The organism is Streptomyces sp. NPDC053079 (assembly GCF_044546695.1).
GTDB lineage: Bacteria > Actinomycetota > Actinomycetes > Streptomycetales > Streptomycetaceae > Streptomyces.
Genome location: NZ_JBITZJ010000007.1, coordinates 441,399 through 460,685, shown reverse-complemented (window position 1 = coordinate 460,685; position 19,287 = coordinate 441,399). Strand labels below are relative to the sequence as shown.

The 19,287-nt window shown below is 72.1% G+C and carries 16 protein-coding genes; 15 read left to right on the top strand and 1 reads right to left on the bottom strand.

Annotated elements, in window-relative coordinates:
* Positions 1 to 3 precede the first annotated feature (3 nt).
* The 4 genes from ACIGXW_RS27400 to ACIGXW_RS27385 all read left to right on the top strand — a co-directional run bounded on the left by ACIGXW_RS27400 (position 4) and on the right by ACIGXW_RS27385 (position 6,409).
* Complete coding sequence (locus tag ACIGXW_RS27400; protein WP_399575389.1) at positions 4 to 651, top strand: imidazolonepropionase-like domain-containing protein; 648 nt, start codon at positions 4 to 6, stop codon at positions 649 to 651.
* A gap of 359 nt (positions 652 to 1,010) precedes the next feature.
* On the top strand, positions 1,011 to 1,706 hold the full coding sequence (locus ACIGXW_RS27395; RefSeq protein ID WP_071965667.1) for a demethylmenaquinone methyltransferase: 696 nt from the start codon (positions 1,011 to 1,013) through the stop codon (positions 1,704 to 1,706).
* Positions 1,707 to 1,838: 132 nt separating this feature from the next.
* Positions 1,839 to 5,027, top strand: a complete 3,189-nt coding sequence (locus tag ACIGXW_RS27390; protein WP_399575388.1) for a zinc ribbon domain-containing protein — start codon at positions 1,839 to 1,841, stop codon at positions 5,025 to 5,027.
* Positions 5,028 to 5,125: 98 nt separating this feature from the next.
* Positions 5,126 to 6,409 carry a geranylgeranyl reductase family protein gene (locus tag ACIGXW_RS27385; RefSeq protein WP_071964096.1) on the top strand — a complete coding sequence of 428 codons (1,284 nt, stop codon included), beginning with the start codon at positions 5,126 to 5,128 and terminating at the stop codon, positions 6,407 to 6,409.
* A 500-nt stretch (positions 6,410 to 6,909) separates the two neighbouring features.
* On the opposite strand, the gene ACIGXW_RS27380 is transcribed toward ACIGXW_RS27385, so the two are convergent.
* A complete protein-coding gene (locus tag ACIGXW_RS27380; protein WP_071964091.1) occupies positions 6,910 to 7,731 on the bottom strand; it encodes a C40 family peptidase in 822 nt (273 codons plus the stop codon).
* 736 nt (positions 7,732 to 8,467) lie between these two features.
* Between ACIGXW_RS27380 and ACIGXW_RS27375 the strand changes: the two genes are divergently transcribed.
* Genes ACIGXW_RS27375 through nuoK form a run of 11 tightly spaced genes read left to right on the top strand, consistent with a single transcriptional unit; the run spans position 8,468 to position 19,281 of the window.
* A complete protein-coding gene (locus ACIGXW_RS27375; RefSeq protein WP_071964090.1) occupies positions 8,468 to 8,827 on the top strand; it encodes an NADH-quinone oxidoreductase subunit A in 360 nt (119 codons plus the stop codon).
* Positions 8,828 to 8,842: 15 nt separating this feature from the next.
* The gene (locus ACIGXW_RS27370; RefSeq protein WP_071964089.1) at positions 8,843 to 9,397 is read left to right on the top strand and encodes an NADH-quinone oxidoreductase subunit B family protein; all 555 of its coding nucleotides are present in this window, start codon (positions 8,843 to 8,845) and stop codon (positions 9,395 to 9,397) included.
* Positions 9,394 to 10,143, top strand: a complete 750-nt coding sequence (locus tag ACIGXW_RS27365; RefSeq protein ID WP_399575387.1) for an NADH-quinone oxidoreductase subunit C — start codon at positions 9,394 to 9,396, stop codon at positions 10,141 to 10,143. The genes ACIGXW_RS27370 and ACIGXW_RS27365 overlap by 4 nt, the downstream gene beginning before the upstream one ends.
* Complete coding sequence (locus tag ACIGXW_RS27360) at positions 10,143 to 11,486, top strand: NADH-quinone oxidoreductase subunit D (protein ID WP_399575386.1); 1,344 nt, start codon at positions 10,143 to 10,145, stop codon at positions 11,484 to 11,486. The genes ACIGXW_RS27365 and ACIGXW_RS27360 overlap by 1 nt, the downstream gene beginning before the upstream one ends.
* A 17-nt stretch (positions 11,487 to 11,503) precedes the next feature.
* Positions 11,504 to 12,313: an NADH-quinone oxidoreductase subunit NuoE gene (gene nuoE / locus ACIGXW_RS27355; RefSeq protein ID WP_399575436.1), complete on the top strand. Its 810-nt coding sequence runs from the start codon at positions 11,504 to 11,506 to the stop codon at positions 12,311 to 12,313.
* The gene (gene nuoF, locus ACIGXW_RS27350) at positions 12,310 to 13,680 is read left to right on the top strand and encodes an NADH-quinone oxidoreductase subunit NuoF (protein ID WP_399575385.1); all 1,371 of its coding nucleotides are present in this window, start codon (positions 12,310 to 12,312) and stop codon (positions 13,678 to 13,680) included. The genes nuoE and nuoF overlap by 4 nt, the downstream gene beginning before the upstream one ends.
* Entirely contained in the window at positions 13,677 to 16,187 is a 2,511-nt protein-coding gene (locus ACIGXW_RS27345; RefSeq protein WP_399575384.1) for an NADH-quinone oxidoreductase subunit G, read from the top strand. Before nuoF ends, ACIGXW_RS27345 begins: the two co-directional genes overlap by 4 nt.
* A gap of 38 nt (positions 16,188 to 16,225) precedes the next feature.
* Complete coding sequence (nuoH, locus tag ACIGXW_RS27340; protein WP_399575435.1) at positions 16,226 to 17,554, top strand: NADH-quinone oxidoreductase subunit NuoH; 1,329 nt, start codon at positions 16,226 to 16,228, stop codon at positions 17,552 to 17,554.
* Positions 17,547 to 18,167 carry an NADH-quinone oxidoreductase subunit NuoI gene (gene nuoI, locus ACIGXW_RS27335; RefSeq protein ID WP_399575383.1) on the top strand — a complete coding sequence of 207 codons (621 nt, stop codon included), beginning with the start codon at positions 17,547 to 17,549 and terminating at the stop codon, positions 18,165 to 18,167. Before nuoH ends, nuoI begins: the two co-directional genes overlap by 8 nt.
* On the top strand, positions 18,164 to 18,985 hold the full coding sequence (locus ACIGXW_RS27330) for an NADH-quinone oxidoreductase subunit J (protein ID WP_399575382.1): 822 nt from the start codon (positions 18,164 to 18,166) through the stop codon (positions 18,983 to 18,985). The genes nuoI and ACIGXW_RS27330 overlap by 4 nt, the downstream gene beginning before the upstream one ends.
* Entirely contained in the window at positions 18,982 to 19,281 is a 300-nt protein-coding gene (gene nuoK / locus ACIGXW_RS27325; protein ID WP_071964083.1) for an NADH-quinone oxidoreductase subunit NuoK, read from the top strand. The genes ACIGXW_RS27330 and nuoK overlap by 4 nt, the downstream gene beginning before the upstream one ends.
* Positions 19,282 to 19,287: the final 6 nt, after the last annotated feature.

The window sequence follows — 19,287 nt, the reverse complement described above, 5'->3', positions numbered from 1 at the left end:
GGGTTGCTGACGCTTCACGCGGCCGACCTGCTGATCGCCGTCCCCGGCGCGGGCCCCGTGCCGGGCGGGGCGGTGGTCGTCGACGGCGGCACCGTCGCGGCGCTCGGCCTGTACGAGGAGCTCGCGGCGGCGTTCCCGCGGGCGCGGGTGCGGCGGTGGCCGGGGGTGATCACGCCGGGGCTGCGGCAGTGGCACGGTACGTACCTGCTCAAGCGCGCCTACCACCCCGATCCCCGCGAGTACGACGAGCTGGGCGACCGGCCGCTGACGGGGGAGCGGCTCGAGGCGCTCGACATGACCGACACGCGGTGGGCGGGCAGCGTCCGCCGCGGCCTGCAGCAGATGCTGCGCCACGGCACGACGGCGGTGGCGATCGGCTCCGATCCGGTGGTGTCGACGGCGGTCGCACGGTCGGGCCTGACACCCGTCTCGATCCTGGGCGCGCCGGGCATCCTCCCCGACGAGCCGGACCTCGATCCCTTCCGCAACGCGTACGGCCTCGCGGACGCCGTCGCGGGCCCTCTCGCGGTCGGCGGGCGCGCCGACTTCGCCGTCTTCGGCGTACCGGACGAGGCGGCGCTGACGGAGGCGGGAGCGGGCACGTGCGTCGCCACGGTGCTCGCGGGGCGGCTGGTGTACCGGCGCCGCTGACTGGGCTCCCGTCAGCGAACCGTCAAGAGGCGTCCGCCGCACGTCAGGGCGGTGTCAACGGACGTCGTCCGTCCACCGTCACCCGGCAGGATGAGTGGCGCGGGGACGGCCGCTACGGTCCGTCCCGCGGTGCGACATGTGGGGCCTTGTCGACAGACGGGCCATGAGGGACGCGCACTGCCGGTGGTCAAGCCTTGTTGCCGAGGGGGCGACGGGTGGGGGACCGGCAGTCCTTGGGGGCGGGGGCCCACAGGAGCGGGCGCAGTCCGCACCGCGGGAGGGGCCGGTCCTTCCCGGGCGAGCCGTCCCCGTCCAGTCCCCGCCGAAGGCACCACGGGCCCGTGGTGAACAATGGGGTCGTGACCCGAGCATCCCTGGACAAGCAGCCGCATGAAGTCGCCGCGATGTTCGACGACGTGGCGGCGAAGTACGACCTGACCAACGATGTGATCTCGCTCGGCCAGGCCCGTCTGTGGCGCAAGGCCGTGGCGCAGGCCGTCGCCGCCCGCCCCGGTGAGAAGGTCCTGGACCTCGCGGCCGGCACGGGCACGTCCTCGCTCCCCTTCGCCGCCGACGGCGCGTACGTCGTGCCGTGCGACTTCTCCACCGGCATGCTGCGCGAGGGCAAGAAGCGCAACCCGTGGCTGCCGCTGACCGCCGGCGACGCGACGAAGCTGCCCTTCGCGGACGGCGTCTTCGACGCCGTCACCATCTCCTTCGGGCTGCGCAACGTGCAGGAGACCGACACCGCGCTGCGCGAGATGCTGCGGGTCACCAAGCCCGGCGGCCGCGTGGTGATCTGCGAGTTCAGCCACCCCACGTGGGCGCCGTTCCGCACCGTCTACAGCGAGTACCTGATGCGCGCGCTGCCGCCGATCGCGCGGACCGTGTGCAGCAGCCCGGACGCCTACGTCTACCTCGCCGAGTCGATCCGCGAGTGGCCCGACCAGGCGCGGCTCGCGACGCGCCTGCAGCAGGCCGGCTGGGCGAACGTGGCCTGGCGCAACCTCACGGGCGGAGTCGTCGCGCTGCACCGGGGCACCAAGCTCGCGTAGCGTTGCGGAACAGGCAATTCCGGGGCAGGGCGCGCTTATTGCGCGTCCTGTTTGTTGTCATGGCCAGGCAATTTGTGATCGGTACGATCTTGACCTTTCCCCGTCATGATCAGTCCGAATCCCGGAGGCCCTATGCCCTCGTTCTGTCCCGCCTGTGGTTCCGCGTTCGAACCGGACGCGCGCTTCTGCATGAAGTGCGGAAAGGAACGGCCGGAGGCGGAGAGGGCGGCGGCCGGGGCAACGGCCGCCGGCACCGCCACCGCTCCCGTCATGCCGCCGTCGCCCCCGCCCCCAGTCGCGCCCCCGGCCCCGCCGGGCCGGCCGCCGCTGCCGGGCGCCCCGCCCGGGTACGCGCCCTACGCCCCGCCCTCGCGCGGGGCGCTGTTCCTGCGCCGCGCCTTCACCGGTGACTGGGCGGGCTCCGCGAAGGCGGCGGCGTGGCCGGCGGCCCTGCTGCTCGTCCTCGCGCTCGTGATCTCGCTGCCGTCCCCCGGTGACTACGAGGAACTGGGCCTCACCAGCTGGTCCGACCGCTTCCCGGCCGCCATCGGCCTGCTCCTGCAGGGGCTGGGCGCGACCCTGGAGGTCGAGACGCGCAGCGGCGGCGGCCTGCTGACGATGCTGGTGCGCGGCAGCGGCTCGGTGTCCGTGTGGCCGCTGACCATCACCGCCCTGTGGGCGGGTGCGGTGGCCCTCGGCGCCAAGCGGCTGCGCCGCACGCTGCCCGCCGGCTCCGGCGGCGGCGCGGAGGCCACGCTGCGCATCGCCCTGATCTGTGCGGGGGCCGTGCTCCTGCTCGGCCTCTACGGACAGCCGGACCTCGAGATCGTCTCCGTCTCCACCACCCCTGTGCTGGCCGCGCTGTTCTCGGGCGCGCTGGCGGGCGTGGTGGGCGGCGCGGTGCTCTGCCGCGACGCGCTGGCCGCGCGCCTGGGCGCCGGCGCCCAGTTGGCCGTACGGGCGTGGGGCACGGCCCTGCGGGCCCTCGGGCTGTCGGTGGCGCTGTGCGGGGTGATCGTGTTCTTCGTGATCGCCTCCCACCCGGACGAGACGGGCGACTGGGCATGGGCCGGCTCGCTGCCCTTCCTGATCAACCTCGGCCTCATGGCGCTCGGCCTGTCCTGGGGCGCGGGCGTGGAGGGCTCCTCCACCGAGCACGGCCGCCACACCGGCGAGACCCTCGGCCTCTCCGAGATCGGCGACCTCGCGGGCGGCTGGGCCCAGGCCGGCGCGGTGGCGGCGGGCGTGGCCTGCGCGGTGATCCTGGCCGTGACGGTGGCCCGCCGCGCGGCGGACCGCACCGAGCAGGTGCTCTCCGGGGTCTTCTTCCTGGCGACGCTGTGGCTGCTGTCGTTCGTCTCCGGCGGTGCGATGGAGATGACGACGGGCACGTCCTTCTCGTCCCGGTCCCAGGGCACGGACGGATCGGTCGCAACGAACGCCGGCGAACTGCTGCTCTTCGGCCTCCTGTGGACCGCCGGCGCGCTCCTCCTGGCCACAGCCCTGAGCCACTCCCGCGGCCCGGGCTCCATGCCCCGCACCGGCCCCTCGGCGCCTCCCGCGCCACCGGCCCAGCCGATGCCGCCGCTGCCGCCGATGCCGACGGCTGGCGCCCAGCCGATGCCGCCGGGCGGTGCCCAGTCGGCGGCGCCGACTGCCCAGCCGGCGTGGCCGCCGGCGTCTGCCGCGCCTGCGGCCGGCACGAAGTCGGCTGCGGCCGCCGCGCCCGCAGCCGGCACCAAGCCGACCGCGTCTGCCGCGCCTGCGGCCGGCGCCCAGGCAGCCGGGGCTGTCGCGTCGGTGGCCGACTCCGCCGCGCGTGCGGCGGGTCCGGGTGCCGCACAGACGGCTGCACCAGGCGCTGGCTCTGCCGTGGCGGGCCAGGCTGCTGCGCTGCCCGTGCCTGCGGCCGGGACGCAGCCGACCGGGGCTGCCGCGCGTGCGGCGGGTCCGGGTGCCTCGCAGCCGACTGCACCAGTCGATGGCCAGCCCGTGCCCGCAGCCGGCACCAAGCCGACCGCTTCTGCCGCGCCTGCGGCCGGCGCCCAGGCGGGCGGGGCTGTCGCGTCGGTGGCCGACTCCGCCGCGCGTGCGGCGGGTCCGGGTGCCGCACAGACGGCTGCACCAGGCGCTGACTCTGCCGTGGCGGGCCAGGCTGCTGCGCAGCCTGCGCCTGCAGCTGCCGCGCCGCCGGCCGGCACCCAGCCGACCGCGCCTGCGGCCGGCGCCCAAGCGGCAGGCGCTGCCGCGTCGGCAGCCGGCTCGGCCGCGTCTGCGGCGAGCCCGGCCGCCGCGCAGCCCGCGCCGCCGGCCGGGGCCCAGTCGGCCGCCCCGAGCCCGACCGTCGAGCAGCCTGCTTCGCCGGCCGGGGCCCAGCCCCCGTCGTCGGCCGCCCAGCCTGCCGCGCAGCCCGCGCCCGCCGGCGGCCCGGCAGGCGCCCAGCCCGTGGCGCACTCCGCCGTCCACCCCAGTGCACCCGCCGCCCAGCCCGCGCCGTTCGCCGCCCACCCGGCCGGCCCGGCCACCGCCCAGCACGACGTGTTCGCCCCCGCCCCGTCCCCCCACTCGTCCTTCGCCCACCTCACCGTCCCCGTCCCCGTCCCGGCCGCGCCCGCGCGGTCCGTGCGGCGGCCGCTCATGTGGGTGGCCATCGGGCTGGCGGCCTTTTTGGTCGGTGGGGCCGCTACGGCCGGGGTGATGCTCCTGGGGAACGGTAAGAACAGTGGGGGCGGGGAGGAGGCCAAGGCTCCCGCCTCGCAGAGTCAGGCGCCGTCCGGTGGGCCCACCGGGGGCGACGGTGCTTCGGGGGCACCGTCCGCGTCCGCCTCCGCGCGGCCCGGCTCCAAGCCGCGTCCCCCCAAGGGCGAGCCCCCCAAGGGCTACCAGCGGATGACCTCTCCCGAGGGCTTCTCCCTCGCGGTGCCCGAGTCCTGGCGGCGCGAGAACAAGGGCACCAACCAGATCGACTACGCCGGCCCCACCGGCCCCGGCCACATCCGCGTCGGCATCGTGCCGAACGCGGGCGCGTCGGCGTACGACCACTTCCAGGAGATGGAGAAGTCGGTCGGCAAGCAGGAGGGCTACCAGCGGGTCCAGATGACCGCGAACACCTTCATGGGCCGGCCCGGCGCCCTGTGGGAGTGGACCTGGCGGGAGAAGAACGGCGAGGTCATGCACGCCCTGAACCAGGCGTACGTGGACGAGAACGGCACCGAGTACGCGGTCATGTACTCCGAGCGCGAGCGCTTCTACCCCGACGCCCGGAAGGTCTTCGACACCGCCCTGCAGTTCTGGTGGGTCGGGCCCTACGGCGTCAGCTGAGCCCGGGGCCGGGCGGGAACGGGCGGTCGCCGACCTTCCGTTCCCGCCCGGCTCATAGACTCGGCGGCGACCCTTCCCTCGCCGAACGGAGAGCCGCCGTGACCGAGTCCCCTACCGAACACAGCGCTGATGTGATCGTCGTCGGGGCAGGCCCCTCCGGCTCCACGACGGCGTACCACCTCGCCAAGGCCGGCCTCGACGTCCTCCTCCTGGAGAAGACGGCCTTCCCGCGCGAGAAGGTGTGCGGCGACGGCCTCACCCCGCGCGCCACCAAGCAGCTCGTGTCGATGGGCATCGACATCTCCGAGGAGGCGGGCTGGCTGCGCAACAAGGGCCTGCGCATCATCGGCGGCGGCGTCCGGCTCGAGCTGGACTGGCCCGACCTGGCCTCGTTCCCCGACTACGGACTGGTCCGCAAGCGCGACGACTTCGACGAGCAGCTCGCCCAGCACGCCGTGAAGGCCGGGGCCCGGCTGTACGAGCGCTGCAACGTGGGCGCGCCCGTCATCGACGACCGCACCGGCCGCATCGTCGGGGTGGAGGCGAAGCTCGGCGAGGACAAGACCCCGGTCACCTTCCACGCGCCCCTGGTCGTCGCGGCCGACGGCAACTCCACCCGGCTGTCCCTGGCCATGGGCCTGCACCGGCGCGAGGACCGCCCGATGGGCGTGGCCGTGCGCACGTACTTCACCTCCCCGCGCCACGACGACGACTACCTCGAGTCCTGGCTGGAGCTGTGGGACCGGCGCGGTGCGCAGGACCGGCTGCTCCCCGGCTACGGCTGGATCTTCGGCATGGGCGACGGCACCAGCAACGTCGGCCTGGGCGTGCTGAACACCTCCAACTCCTTCAAGGAGCTGGACTGGCGCGAGATCCTCAAGGCCTGGTGCGCCTCCATGCCCGAGGACTGGGGCTACACCCCCGAGAACATGACCGGCCCCATCCGCGGCGCCGCCCTGCCCATGGCCTTCAACCGCCAGCCGCACTACACGCGCGGCCTGCTGCTCGTCGGCGACGCGGGCGGCCTGGTCAACCCCTTCAACGGCGAGGGCATCGCCTACGCCATGGAGTCCGGGCAGATCGCCGCCGACGTCATCGTCCAGGCGCACGCCCGTGCCTCGTACGCCCAGCGGGAGCTGGTGCTGCAGCGCTACCCGAAGATCCTCAAGGACACCTACGGGGGCTACTACACGCTCGGCCGGGCGTTCGTGAAGCTCATCGGCAACCCGAAGGTCATGAAGCTGGCCACGGAGCGCGGGCTGACGCATCCGCTGCTGATGAAGTTCACGCTGAAGATGCTGGCGAACCTGACCGACCCGACGGGCGGCGATGCGATGGACCGCATCATCAACGGCCTGAGCAAGGTGGCTCCGCGCTCGTAACGCGCCCGCAGATTCACCCTTTCGAGTAGCTTTTGCGCCGTTTCGGCGTGTCGGCTTTACGGAAGTAATGAGGGGAACCCCATTCCGGTTGGGAATGGAACGGCTCCCTCGTGAAGGGAAGGTGCGGGTCGTGGACGAACGCTCCGCGGCCCCGGCCGGCGGGCCCGCCGGCCGGCCGCCTTCCCTGAGCGGGGACCCGTCCCTCCGCGCCGCCCGCCGTGCGAACGCCCCCGCACGGCGGGCGGTCCCGTTTCCGGCCGTTCCACGGCCGCCGCCTGCGGTTTTCCGCCCGGGCGGCCCTTCCGTCGTACGTCCGGATTCGACCCGTGCCGAAGGGGTTTGCCCTTCGGCCGGACATCCGCCCAGACTCGGTTACCGGCACAGGGGACCGGGTGCCCGTGGACAACGGGGGTGGGCACCCGGACATGCCGAAGGGCCGCCGTCCCGAGCGGGGGGAACGGCGGCCCTTCCGTGTCCGGTGTGCGCGGAGCGCACGTGCGTCACATGACGCGGACGGCACCCGTGGGCGGGGAGTAGCTCATGTCGCGCTCGACGATGCCCGTGCTGGGGTTCTGCGCGCCGATGAACTTGCCACCGCCGACGTAGACGGCCACGTGGTACGCGCTGCCCGCCGAGCCCCAGTAGAGGATGTCGCCGACCTTGAGGTTGGAGGTCGACACCTGGGTGCCGGCCGTCGACTGGTCCTGGGAGACGCGGGGCAGGTCGATGCCGATCTGGCTGTAGGCAGCCATGACCAGGCCCGAGCAGTCGTAGGAGGACGGGCCGGTGGAGCCCATCACGTAGGCCTTGCCGACCTGCGCGCGCAGGAAGTTGACCAGGCTCGCGGAGCTGCCCGTGGCCGTGGAGGACGACGAGGAGCCGGCCTCGCTGCCGGACGCGGACGTCGACTTGGTGCCCAGGGAGCCGCGCTCGCTGGTGCGGGAGGCGCGGGCCTCGTCCGCCTCGCGCTTCTCCTTGGCCTTGCGCTCGGCCTCGGCCTTGCGCTCGGCCTCTTCCTTGGCCTTCTTGGCGTCGGCCTTGGCCTGGTCGAGGGCCTCCTCGACCTGTGCGCGGACCTGGTAGTCCACAGCGGTCTGCTGCGTGGCGACCGCGCTCTGCGCGATGGAGGTGGACAGCGCCGCGTTGAACGCGGGCATCTCCATGGTCGCCTCGGTGGGCTTCTCGGACGTGGTGGCGGAAGCGGTGCCGGCCACGGCCAGGGTGCTGAGGACGCCACCGGCAACACCCGTGCGGACGACCCACGACTGGGTCGCGGGGCGACGGGGCTTCCGGTGGCTGGTTATGTGCGCGTTCGGGGACATGGGACAACGGACTATCAGGCCGCACAGGTTGAGTTCAAGATAAGTGACGTGCGTCACAATTGGCGTGAACGCGCCCAGAATTCGGACCTTCGGATCACGGGAGGGTCACGGCGCAGCCCCGGCCGCAGGGGGCGATCAGGCCCCTCAGCACGGCATTTGGCCATCCGGCAGACGGTCGGCGGAGGTCTTATCACCTTTACGGTCCGCCCGTCGAGGCTACCCGGCAAAACCGGATCCCGAACCTCTTGGCGCGTGGCGGAACTCACGCAACGCCCGCCCCGCCCGGCGCCCCGGCGGCCGGACGGCGGGCAGTGGCCGGCGACGGCGGCCGGCCCAGCGGGCGCGCCTCCCTTATCACTTGACAGTCGATCATGCCAATTTGCGTGAACCGGCCATGGCTTGATAGTGCCTCACCGCTCCGACCAGCGCTTCAGCCTCCGAATGTCACCTCTGGTGATCACTCAACCGCTTCGCGTATGAAGATCACCGCTCATCCGACTTGATGATCGTTCGTCAGGTGGTGGAGATCACAAACGTGGTCGTGTTCGCCGTGTCGCAGATCACAGACCGACGGGCATAGGATGCAATCGACCCGGGCTTGTGAACTGCCTCACATGCCGGCGATCTTCGCGGTGATCCCGCCGAGGACGGCTCGCCGGCGGCAGGGGCGGTGAGCCCGCCGCCGGGTCCGGTCAGCCAGCAGTCAGCGTCGACAGACTGGAAGGAGCGAGGAGCGGTGAACGCCTACGCGCCCATCCTCGTACTGGGAGCCCTCGGTGCAGGCTTCGCGATCTTCTCCGTGGTCATGGCATCGATCATCGGGCCCAAGCGGTACAACCGCGCCAAGCTCGAGGCGTACGAATGCGGCATCGAGCCGACCCCGCACCCGGCCGGTGGCGGCCGCTTCCCGATCAAGTACTACCTCACGGCGATGCTCTTCATCGTCTTCGACATCGAGATCGTCTTCCTCTACCCCTGGGCCGTCACCTTCGACTCCCTGGGGCTGTTCGGGCTCGTGGAGATGCTCCTCTTCGTGCTCACCGTCTTCGTCGCCTACGCCTACGTCTGGCGTCGCGGCGGCCTGGAATGGGACTAGGGGGCTTCGCGGGACATGGGACTCGAGGAAAAGCTGCCCAGCGGTTTTCTGCTGACCACCGTGGAACAGGCCGCGGGATGGGTGCGCAAGGCATCCGTCTTCCCGGCCACCTTCGGCCTGGCCTGCTGCGCCATCGAGATGATGACCACCGGCGCCGGCCGTTACGACCTGGCCCGCTTCGGCATGGAGGTCTTCCGCGGCTCGCCCCGGCAGGCCGATCTGATGATCGTGGCCGGCCGGGTCAGCCAGAAGATGGCGCCCGTGCTGCGGCAGGTCTACGACCAGATGCCCAACCCCAAGTGGGTGATCTCCATGGGCGTCTGCGCCTCCAGCGGCGGCATGTTCAACAACTACGCGATCGTGCAGGGCGTCGACCACATCGTGCCGGTCGACATCTACCTGCCCGGCTGCCCGCCCCGGCCCGAGATGCTCCTGGACTCGATCCTCAAGCTCCACAAGAAGATCCAGTCCGAGAAGCTCGGCGCCCACCGCGAGGAGGCGGAGCGGGAGGCGGAGGAGAGGGCGATCAAGGCCCTGCCGCTGATCGAGATGAAGGGGCTGCTCCGGTGAGCGAGAAGAACCCCAAGGGACCGAACGGGGTCAACCCCGACAAGGACCTCGGCACCCAGAACCTGCCCGGCCAGCGCCTGGACCACGGCGAGGTCATCGGCGTCCGCCACGGCATGTTCGGCGCGAACAACGGCGGCGACACCACCGGCTACAGCCGCCTCGTACGCACCGTACGGCTGCCCGGCGGGACCCCCCGCCCGTACGGCGGCTGGTTCGACGAGGTGGCCGACGAGCTGGAGGGCGCCCTGGAGGAACAGGGGCTCGTCCCGCAGAACGCGATCGAGAAGACCGTCGTGGACCGCGGCGAGCTCACCTTCCACATCGCCCGCGAGCACCTGCCGCTCGTCGCCCGCACCCTGCGCGACGACCCCGCCCTCCGCTTCGAGCTGTGCACGGGCGTGAGCGGAGTGCACTTCCCCGGGGAAAAGGGCCGCGAGCTGCACGCGGTCTACCACCTGCGCTCGATCACCCACAACCGGCTGATCAGGCTGGAGGTCGGCGTCCCCGACGACGACCGGCACCTGCCGTCCCTCGTCGCCGTCTACCCGACCAACGACTGGCACGAGCGCGAGACGTACGACTTCTTCGGCCTGGTCTTCGACGGCCACCCGGCGCTCACCCGGATCATGATGCCCGACGACTGGCAGGGCTTCCCGCAGCGCAAGGACTACCCCCTCGGCGGCATCCCCGTCGAGTACAAGGGCGCCCAGATCCCGGCTCCGGACCAGCGGAGGTCGTACAGCTGATGTCCACTCCGTCCTCCACTCCCCACGACGCCGCCGCCGGTCCCCGCGAGACCACCGAGGGCGCCGTCTACACCGTCACCGGCGGCGACTGGGACGAGATCGCCTCCGCCGCCAAGCAGGCCGACGACGAGCGCATCGTCGTCAACATGGGCCCCCAGCACCCCTCCACCCATGGAGTGCTGCGCCTCATCCTGGAGATCGACGGCGAGACGGTCACCGAGGCCCGCTGCGGCATCGGCTATCTGCACACCGGCATCGAGAAGAACCTCGAATTCCGGAACTGGACCCAGGGCACCACGTTCGTCACGCGCATGGATTACCTGACGCCGTTCTTCAACGAGACGGCGTACTGCCTGGGCGTGGAGAAGCTGCTGGGCATCGAGGAGCAGATCCCCGACCGCGCCTCGGTCGTCCGCGTCATGCTCATGGAGCTCAACCGCATCTCCTCCCACCTGGTGGCCATCGCCACCGGCGGCATGGAGCTCGGCGCCACCACGATCATGATCTACGGCTTCCGGGACCGCGAGCTCGTCCTCGACATCTTCGAGCTGATCACCGGCCTGCGCATGAACCACGCCTACGTACGCCCCGGCGGCCTCGCCCAGGACCTGCCGCCCGGCGCGGTGGACCAGGTGCGCGAGTTCGTGAAGAAGATGCGCCGCAACCTCCCCGAGTACGACAAGCTCGCCACGGGGAACCCCATCTTCAAGGGCCGCATGCAGAACGTCGGCCACCTCGACCTCACCGGCTGCATGGCGCTGGGCGCCACCGGGCCCATCCTGCGCTCCGCGGGCCTCCCGCACGACCTGCGCAAGGCCCAGCCCTACTGCGGCTACGAGAACTACGACTTCGAGGTCCCCACCACCGACACCTGCGACGCCTACGGGCGCTTCCTGATCCGGCTGGAGGAGATGCGCCAGTCGCTGCGGATCATCGAGCAGTGCCTGGACCGGCTCCAGCCCGGCGCCGTCATGGTCGCGGACAAGAAGATCGCCTGGCCCGCGCAGCTGGCGCTGGGCCCGGACGGGCTCGGCAACTCCCTCGACCACATCAAGAAGATCATGGGCACCTCCATGGAGGCCCTGATCCACCACTTCAAGCTGGTGACGGAGGGCTTCCGGGTGCCGCCCGGGCAGGCGTACACGGCCGTGGAGTCCCCCAAGGGCGAGCTCGGCGTGCACGTGGTCAGCGACGGCGGCACCCGCCCCTACCGGGTCCACTTCCGCGACCCCTCCTTCACCAACCTGCAGGCCATGGCGGCCATGTGCGAAGGCGGCCAGGTCGCCGACGTCATCGTCGCCGTGGCCTCGATCGATCCCGTGATGGGAGGCGTAGACCGGTGACCGACGTACAGCTGGGGATGCCGCAACTCCCCGCGCCCGACTACCCCGCCGACGTACGGGCCCGGCTCGAGACGGACGCCCGGGAGGTGATCGCCCGCTACCCCGACAGCCGCAGCGCCCTGCTGCCGCTGCTGCACCTCGTGCAGGCCGAGGAGGGGTACGTCACCCGCACCGGCATCCGCCTGTGCGCGGAGCTACTCGGGCTCACCACGGCCGAGGTCACGGCGGTGGCGACCTTCTACACCATGTACCGGCGCAAGCCCGGCGGCGACTACCAGGTCGGCGTCTGCACCAACACGCTGTGCGCGGTGCTGGGCGGCGACGCCATCTTCGACGCCCTCAAGCGCCACCTGGACGTCGGCAACGGCGAGACCACCGACGACGGCAAGGTCACCCTCGAACACATCGAGTGCAACGCGGCCTGCGACTTCGCGCCCGTGGTGATGGTCAACTGGGAGTTCTTCGACAACCAGACGCCCGAGAGCGCCATCCGGCTCGTCGACGAACTGCGGGCCGGCCGCGGCGCCGAACCCACGCGCGGCGCCCCCCTGTGCACGTACCGGGAGACGGCCCGCATCCTGGCCGGCTTCCCCGACCGGCGCCCCGGCGCCGTCGAGGCGAGCGGCGGCGCCGGCCCCGCCTCGCTGGCCGGGCTGCGGCTGGCCAAGGGCGACAACGGCACCGCCCGCGTCGGCCCCCCGCGGGGCGCGCCCCCGCATGACGAGCGCCCCCCGGAGCACCTGAGCTCCCACGACGCGCCTCAGCAGACATCCGCCTCGGACCCCGATCACCCCAGCGGACCGGTCACCGAGGAGGGGGAGGGATGACCGTGGCACCCGAGATCTTCGAGACCAGTCCCGAGAAGCTGCTCGCGCCCGTCCTGAGCGCCTTCTGGGACGAGCCCCGCTCCTGGACGCTGGAGACCTATCTGCGCCACGAGGGCTACGAGGGCGCGCGCAAGGCCCTCGCCATGACCCCCGACGACGTCATCGCCTACGTCAAGGACTCCGGGCTGCGCGGCCGCGGCGGCGCCGGCTTCCCGACCGGCATGAAGTGGCAGTTCATTCCCCAGGGCGACGGCAAGCCGCACTACCTCGTCGTCAACGCCGACGAGTCCGAGCCCGGCACCTGCAAGGACATCCCCCTCCTCTTCGCCAACCCGCACTCCCTCATCGAGGGCATGGTGATCGCCTGCTGGGCGATCCGCTCCAGCCGCGCCTTCATCTATCTGCGCGGCGAGACCGTCCCCGTGCTGCGCCGGCTGCACGAGGCCGTGCGCGAGGCGTACGCGGCGGGCTATCTCGGCCGGAACGTCCTCGGCAGCGGACTCGACCTCGACGTCACCGTGCACGCGGGGGCGGGCGCCTACATCTGCGGCGAGGAGACCGCCCTCCTCGACTCGCTCGAAGGCCGGCGCGGCCAGCCCCGGCTGAGGCCCCCCTTCCCCGCCGTCGCGGGCCTGTACGCGTGCCCCACCGTCGTGAACAACGTCGAGTCCATCGCCTCGGTCCCCGCGATCCTCAACCGCGGCAAGGAATGGTTCCGTTCGATGGGCAGCGAGAAGTCCCCGGGCTTCACGCTCTACTCCCTCAGCGGCCATGTCGCGGGCCCCGGCCAGTACGAGGCGCCGCTCGGCGTCACCCTGGGCCAGCTGCTCGGCATGAGCGGCGGCATGCGCCCCGGCCACCGGCTCAAGTTCTGGACGCCGGGCGGCTCCTCGACCCCGCTGCTGACCGACGAGCACCTCGACGTACCGCTCGACTACGAGGCCGTGGGCGCGGCGGGCTCGATGCTCGGCACCAAGGCCCTGCAGTGCTTCGACGAGACGACGTGCGTGGTGCGGGCGGTGACCCGCTGGACCGAGTTCTACGCCCACGAGTCCTGCGGCAAGTGCACGCCCTGCCGCGAAGGCACCTACTGGCTGGTGCAGTTGCTGCGGGACATCGAGGCCGGCAAGGGCCGCATGGCCGACCTCGACAAGCTCGCCGACATCGCCGACAACATCAACGGCAAGTCCTTCTGCGCGCTCGGCGACGGCGCCGCCAGCCCCATCTTCTCCTCGCTGCAGTACTTCCGCGGCGAGTACGAGCAGCACATCAAGGGCCGCGGCTGCCCCTTCGACCCGGCGAAGTCGACGGTGTGGGCCGACGGCCCCGCCAACCACCAGCACGCTCACCTGGGGGTGAACGCATGACCGTCACCACGTCCGCCCCCTCCCCGGGAGGGAACGCGGCCGTCCCACCGGAGGACCTGGTGTCCGTCACCATCGACGGCATCCAGATCTCCGTGCCCAAGGGCACGCTCGTCATCCGGGCGGCCGAGCTGCTCGGCATCGAGATCCCGCGCTTCTGCGACCATCCGCTGCTGGACCCGGCCGGCGCCTGCCGACAGTGCATCGTCGAGGTCGAGGGCCAGCGCAAGCCGATGGCCTCCTGCACGATCACCTGCACCGACGGCATGGTCGTCAAGTCGCAGCTGACCTCGCCCGTCGCCGAGAAGGCGCAGCGCGGCGTGATGGAGCTGCTGCTGATCAACCACCCGCTCGACTGCCCCGTCTGCGACAAGGGCGGCGAGTGCCCGCTGCAGAACCAGGCCATGAGCGCCGGGCAGGCCGACACCCGCTTCGAGGGCCGCAAGCGCACTTACACCAAGCCCCTGCCGATCTCCGCGCAGATCCTGCTGGACCGCGAGCGGTGCGTGCTGTGCGCGCGCTGCACCCGCTTCTCCAACGAGATCGCGGGCGACCCGATGATCGAGCTGCTGGAGCGCGGGGCGCTGGAACAGGTGGGCACGGGCGAGGGCGACCCGTTCCGGTCGTACTTCTCCGGCAACACCATCCAGATCTGCCCGGTGGGCGCGCTGACGTCGGCGGCGTACCGATTCCGCGCCCGCCCCTTCGACCTCGTCTCCTCCCCGTCGGTCTGCGAGCACTGCGCGGGCGGCTGCGCGACGCGCACGGACCACCGGCGCGGCAAGGTGATGCGCCGCCTCGCCGCCGAGGACCCCGAGGTCAACGAGGAGTGGGTGTGCGACAAGGGCCGCTTCGCGTTCCGCTACGCGCAGCGGCCGGAGCGCATCGAGACGCCCCTGGTCCGCAACGAGGCCGGGGCGCTGGAGCCCGCCAGCTGGCCGGAGGCGCTCGAGGCCGCGGCCCGGGGGCTCGCGGCGGCGCGGGGCCGGGCCGGGGTGCTGGCGGGCGGCCGGCTGACCGTGGAGGACGCCTACGGCTACGCCAAGTTCGCCCGCGTGGCGCTCGACACGCACGACGTGGACTTCCGGGCGCGGGTGCACAGCGGTGAGGAGGCCGACTTCCTCAGCTCCCACGTGGCGGGGCGGGGCCGGGACCTGGACGGGCAGGGGCTGACGTATACGGCGCTGGAGAAGGCGCCCGCCGTGCTGCTGGCCGGTCTGGAGGCCGAGGAGGAGGCGCCCGGCGTCTTCCTGCGGCTGCGCAAGGCCTGGCGCAAGCGCGGGCAGCGTACGTTCGCGCTGGCCACGCACGCGAGTGACGGCCTGCGCAAGGCCGGCGGCACGCTGCTGCCGGCCGCGCCCGGCACCGAGACGGAGTGGCTGCGGGCGCTGGCCGGGGCCTCGGGCCTGGACACCGACGGCCGGGCGGCCGCGGAGGCGCTGCGCGCCGCCGGCTCGGTGATCGTGGTCGGCGAGCGGCTGGCGGGCGTGCCGGGCGCGCTGACGGCCGCCGTGGAGGCGGCCTCGGCGACGGGCGCGGAGCTGGTGTGGATGCCGCGCCGGGCGGGGGAGCGGGGCGCGGTCGAGGCAGGAGCCCTGCCGGGGCTGCTGCCGGGCGGCCGGCCGGCCACCGACCCGCGGGCGCGGGAGGAGACGGCGGCGGCCTGGGGCGTGTCCGAACTGCCCCGCAGCCCCGGCCGGGACACCGGCCAGATCGTCGGGGCTGCTGTCACCGGCGAGCTGGCGGCCCTGGTCGTGGGCGGCGTGGAGGTCGCGGACCTGCCCGACCCGGCGCGCGCCCGGGAGGCGCTGGACGCGGTGGGCTTCCTCGTCAGCCTGGAACAGCGGCCGGGCGAGGTGACGGACCGGGCCGACGTGGTGCTGCCCGTCGCGGCCGTCGTGGAGAAGTCCGGGACCTTCCTCAACTGGGAGGGCCGGGCACGGCCGTTCGAGGCCGCGGTCAAGCCGGACCAGCTGACCCGCCGGCACGCCCTGCCGGACGCGCGCGTGCTGCACATGCTGGCCGACGCGATGGGCGTCGACCTCGCCCTGCCCGATGTACCGGCCGTACGGGCGGAGATGGCCCGCCTGGGCCGCTGGAGCGGTGAGCGGGCCGCCGGCCCGTCGGAACCGGGCCGGCCGCTGCCGCGCCCGGAGCCCGGCGAGGCGGTGCTGGCCGGGCATCGGCTGCTGCTCGACCTGGGCCGGCTGCAGGAGGGCGACGACGCGCTGGCCGGCACCCGGCACGCCGCCCTCGCCCGCCTCTCGGCGGCCACGGCGGCCGAGGCGGGCGTGCGCGACGGCGAGTACCTGGCGGTGACCGGCCCGGCCGGCACGGTCCGGCTGCCGCTGTGCGTCACGCCGATGCCGGACCGGGTGGTGTGGCTGCCGCTGAACTCGGTGGGCGGCGGCGTCGCCTCCGACACCGGGGCGTGCCCGGGAGAGCTCGTACGGATCGGGGCGTCCGTCGATGAGGGCGCCGAGGGCGCGGGACGGGAGGTGCGGTCGTGAACCCTGCGCTGAGCCGACTGGCCGTCGAGGACCTGTCGATGTTCGGCAGGGACCCGTGGTGGCTGGTGGTCGTCAAGGCCGTCTTCTGCTTCGCGTTCCTGATGCTGACCGTGCTCTTCTCCATCGTCTGGGAGCGCAAGGTCGTCGCCTGGATGCAGCTGCGCATCGGCCCCAACCGGCACGGCCCCTGGGGCATGCTGCAGTCGCTGGCCGACGGCATCAAGCTGATGCTCAAGGAGGACCTGGTCGTCCGGCGCGCCGACAAGGTCGTCTACGTCCTCGCGCCGATCGTCGCCGCGATCCCGGCGTTCATGGCCATCGCGGTGATCCCCTTCGGCCCGGCGGGCAACGAGGTCTCCGTCTTCGGCCACCGCACGACGATGCAGCTGACCGACCTGCCGATCGCGATCCTGTACATCCTCGCGGTCGCCTCGATCGGCATCTACGGCATCGTGCTGGCCGGCTGGTCCTCGGGCTCGACGTACCCGCTGCTCGGCGGGTTGCGCTCCTGCGCGCAGATGATCTCCTACGAGATCGCGATGGGCGCCGCCTTCGCGTCGGTCTTCCTCTACTCCGGCTCGATGTCGACGTCGACGATCGTCGAGGCCCAGCACGACCGGTGGTACGTGCTGCTGCTGCCGGTCTCCTTCCTCGTCTACATCGCGACGATGGTCGGGGAGACGAACCGGGCCCCCTTCGACATGCCGGAGTCCGAGGGCGACCTGGTGGGCGGCTTCAACACCGAGTACTCCTCCATCAAGTTCGCGATGTTCATGCTGGCCGAGTACGTGAACATGGTGACGGTCTCGGCGGTGGCGGTCACGCTCTTCCTGGGCGGCTGGCAGGCCCCGTATCCGCTCTCCGCGTTCTGGGAGGGCGCCAACCACGGCTGGTGGCCGATGCTGTGGTTCGTCATCAAGGTGCAGCTGCTGCTGTTCTTCTTCATCTGGCTGCGCGGCACGCTGCCCCGGGTCCGCTACGACCAGCTGATGAAGCTCGGCTGGAAGGTGCTCATCCCGGTCTCGCTGGTGTGGCTGATGCTCGTCGCGACCGTACGGGCGCTGCGCAACGAGAACTACGACTTCCAGGACATCGTGCTGTACGTCGGGGGCGCGGTCCTCGCGATCCTGCTGCTCTCGCTCCTCGTCGACGTCTTCCGCGGGCGCGACGGCGACAAGGCCGGGGAGGAGGCCGCCGCGGAGCCGGCGCCTCCGTTCGACCCGATGGCGGGCGGCTTCCCCGTGCCCCCGCTGCCCGGTCAGACACTGCCGCCCGTGCCCCGGCGCCGGTCGCGCCGTGACGCAGAGCTGATTGTCAGTGGCGGGGTGGACACTCACAGTGACCGAGAGGAGGCCGACGGTGTCTAGCGAGTCTTCCCGGGGGGACGCCCCCCGGACCCCCTTCCAGAATCCCGTGGCCGGCTTCGGCGTGACCTTCAAGGCCATGTTCAAGAAGCGGCTGACCGAGCAGTACCCGGAGGAGAAGAAGCACACGGCGCCGCGCTTCCACGGCCGCCACCAGCTCAACCGTCACCCCGACGGCCTGGAGAAGTGCATCGGCTGCGAGCTGTGCGCCTGGGCCTGCCCGGCGGACGCCATCTACGTCGAGGGCGCGGACAACACCGACGAGGAGCGCTACTCCCCGGGCGAGCGCTACGGCCGCGTCTACCAGATCAACTACCTGCGCTGCATCCTGTGCGGCCTGTGCGTCGAGGCGTGCCCGACCCGGGCGCTGACGATGACGAACGAGTACGAACTGGCCGACGCCAGCCGCGAGTCGCTCATCTATACGAAGGAGCAGCTGCTGGCGGGGCTGGAGGACCGCATGGTCGACACCCCGCACGCGATCTACCCCGGCATGACCGAACAGGACTACTACCGGGGTCTGGTGACCGAGGCCGCGCCGGGCACGGAGCGGCAAGTGGCCGTCTCCAAGGGCGAGAAGCCGCAGGAGAACCACGAGGAAGAGGTGGAGGCATGAGCGTCGCTGCCGCCGCCTCGACGACGTCGACCGGCGAGGCGGTCCAGTTCTGGCTGCTGGCGGTCGTCGCCGTGGCCGGCGCCCTGGGCGCGGTGCTGATGAAGAAGGCCGTGCACAGCGCGCTGTCGCTCGCCGGGACGATGATCGTCCTGGCGGTCTTCTACCTCGCCAACGGCGCCTACTTCCTCGGCATCGTGCAGATCGTCGTCTACACCGGCGCGATCATGATGCTGTTCCTGTTCGTCGTGATGCTGGTCGGCGTCACGGCCGCGGACTCGCTGAAGGAGACGATCAGAGGCCAGCGCTGGCTGGCGGGGCTGTGCGTGCTGGGCTTCGGCATCCTGCTCGCGGCCGGCATCGCCAACGCCTCGCTGGACCGGTTCAACGGCCTGGGCCAGGCCAACTCCGGCGGCAACGTCCAGGGGCTGGCCGCACTGATCTTCACCAAGTACGTCTTCGCCTTCGAGATCACCGGCGCGCTGCTCATCACCGCGGCCGTGGGGGCCATGGTCCTCACCCACCGCGAGCGCACCGAACGGGCCGCCACCCAGCGCGAGATGTCCGAGGCGCGCGTGCGCTCCCAGCACCTGCCGCCCCTGCCCGCGCCCGGCGTCTACGCCCGGCACAACGCCGTCGACGTCCCCGGCCTGCTGCCCGACGGGACGCCGTCCGAGCTCACCGTCAACCCCACGCTGCGCGCCCGGGGCCAGATCCGCGACGTGTCCGCCGACGCGCTCGCGGACCTCGCGGCGCTGGAGCAGCGCGCGGAGGAGCGGCTGGGCCGGCACAAGGACCGCTCGCAGGAGGGTGCCCAGTGAATCCGGTCAACTACCTCTATCTGGCGGCCCTGCTGTTCACCATCGGCGCCGCCGGCGTGCTCATCCGGCGGAACGCGATCGTCATCTTCATGTGCGTCGAGCTGATGCTGAACGCCTGCAACCTGGCGTTCGTCACCTTCTCCCGGATGCACGGCAATCTCGACGGCCAGATCATCGCCTTCTTCACGATGGTCGTGGCCGCCGCCGAAGTCGTGATCGGTCTCGCGATCATCGTGACGATCTTCCGCTCCCGCCACTCGGCCTCGGTCGACGACGCCGGCCTGCTGAAGCTGTAAGGGGAC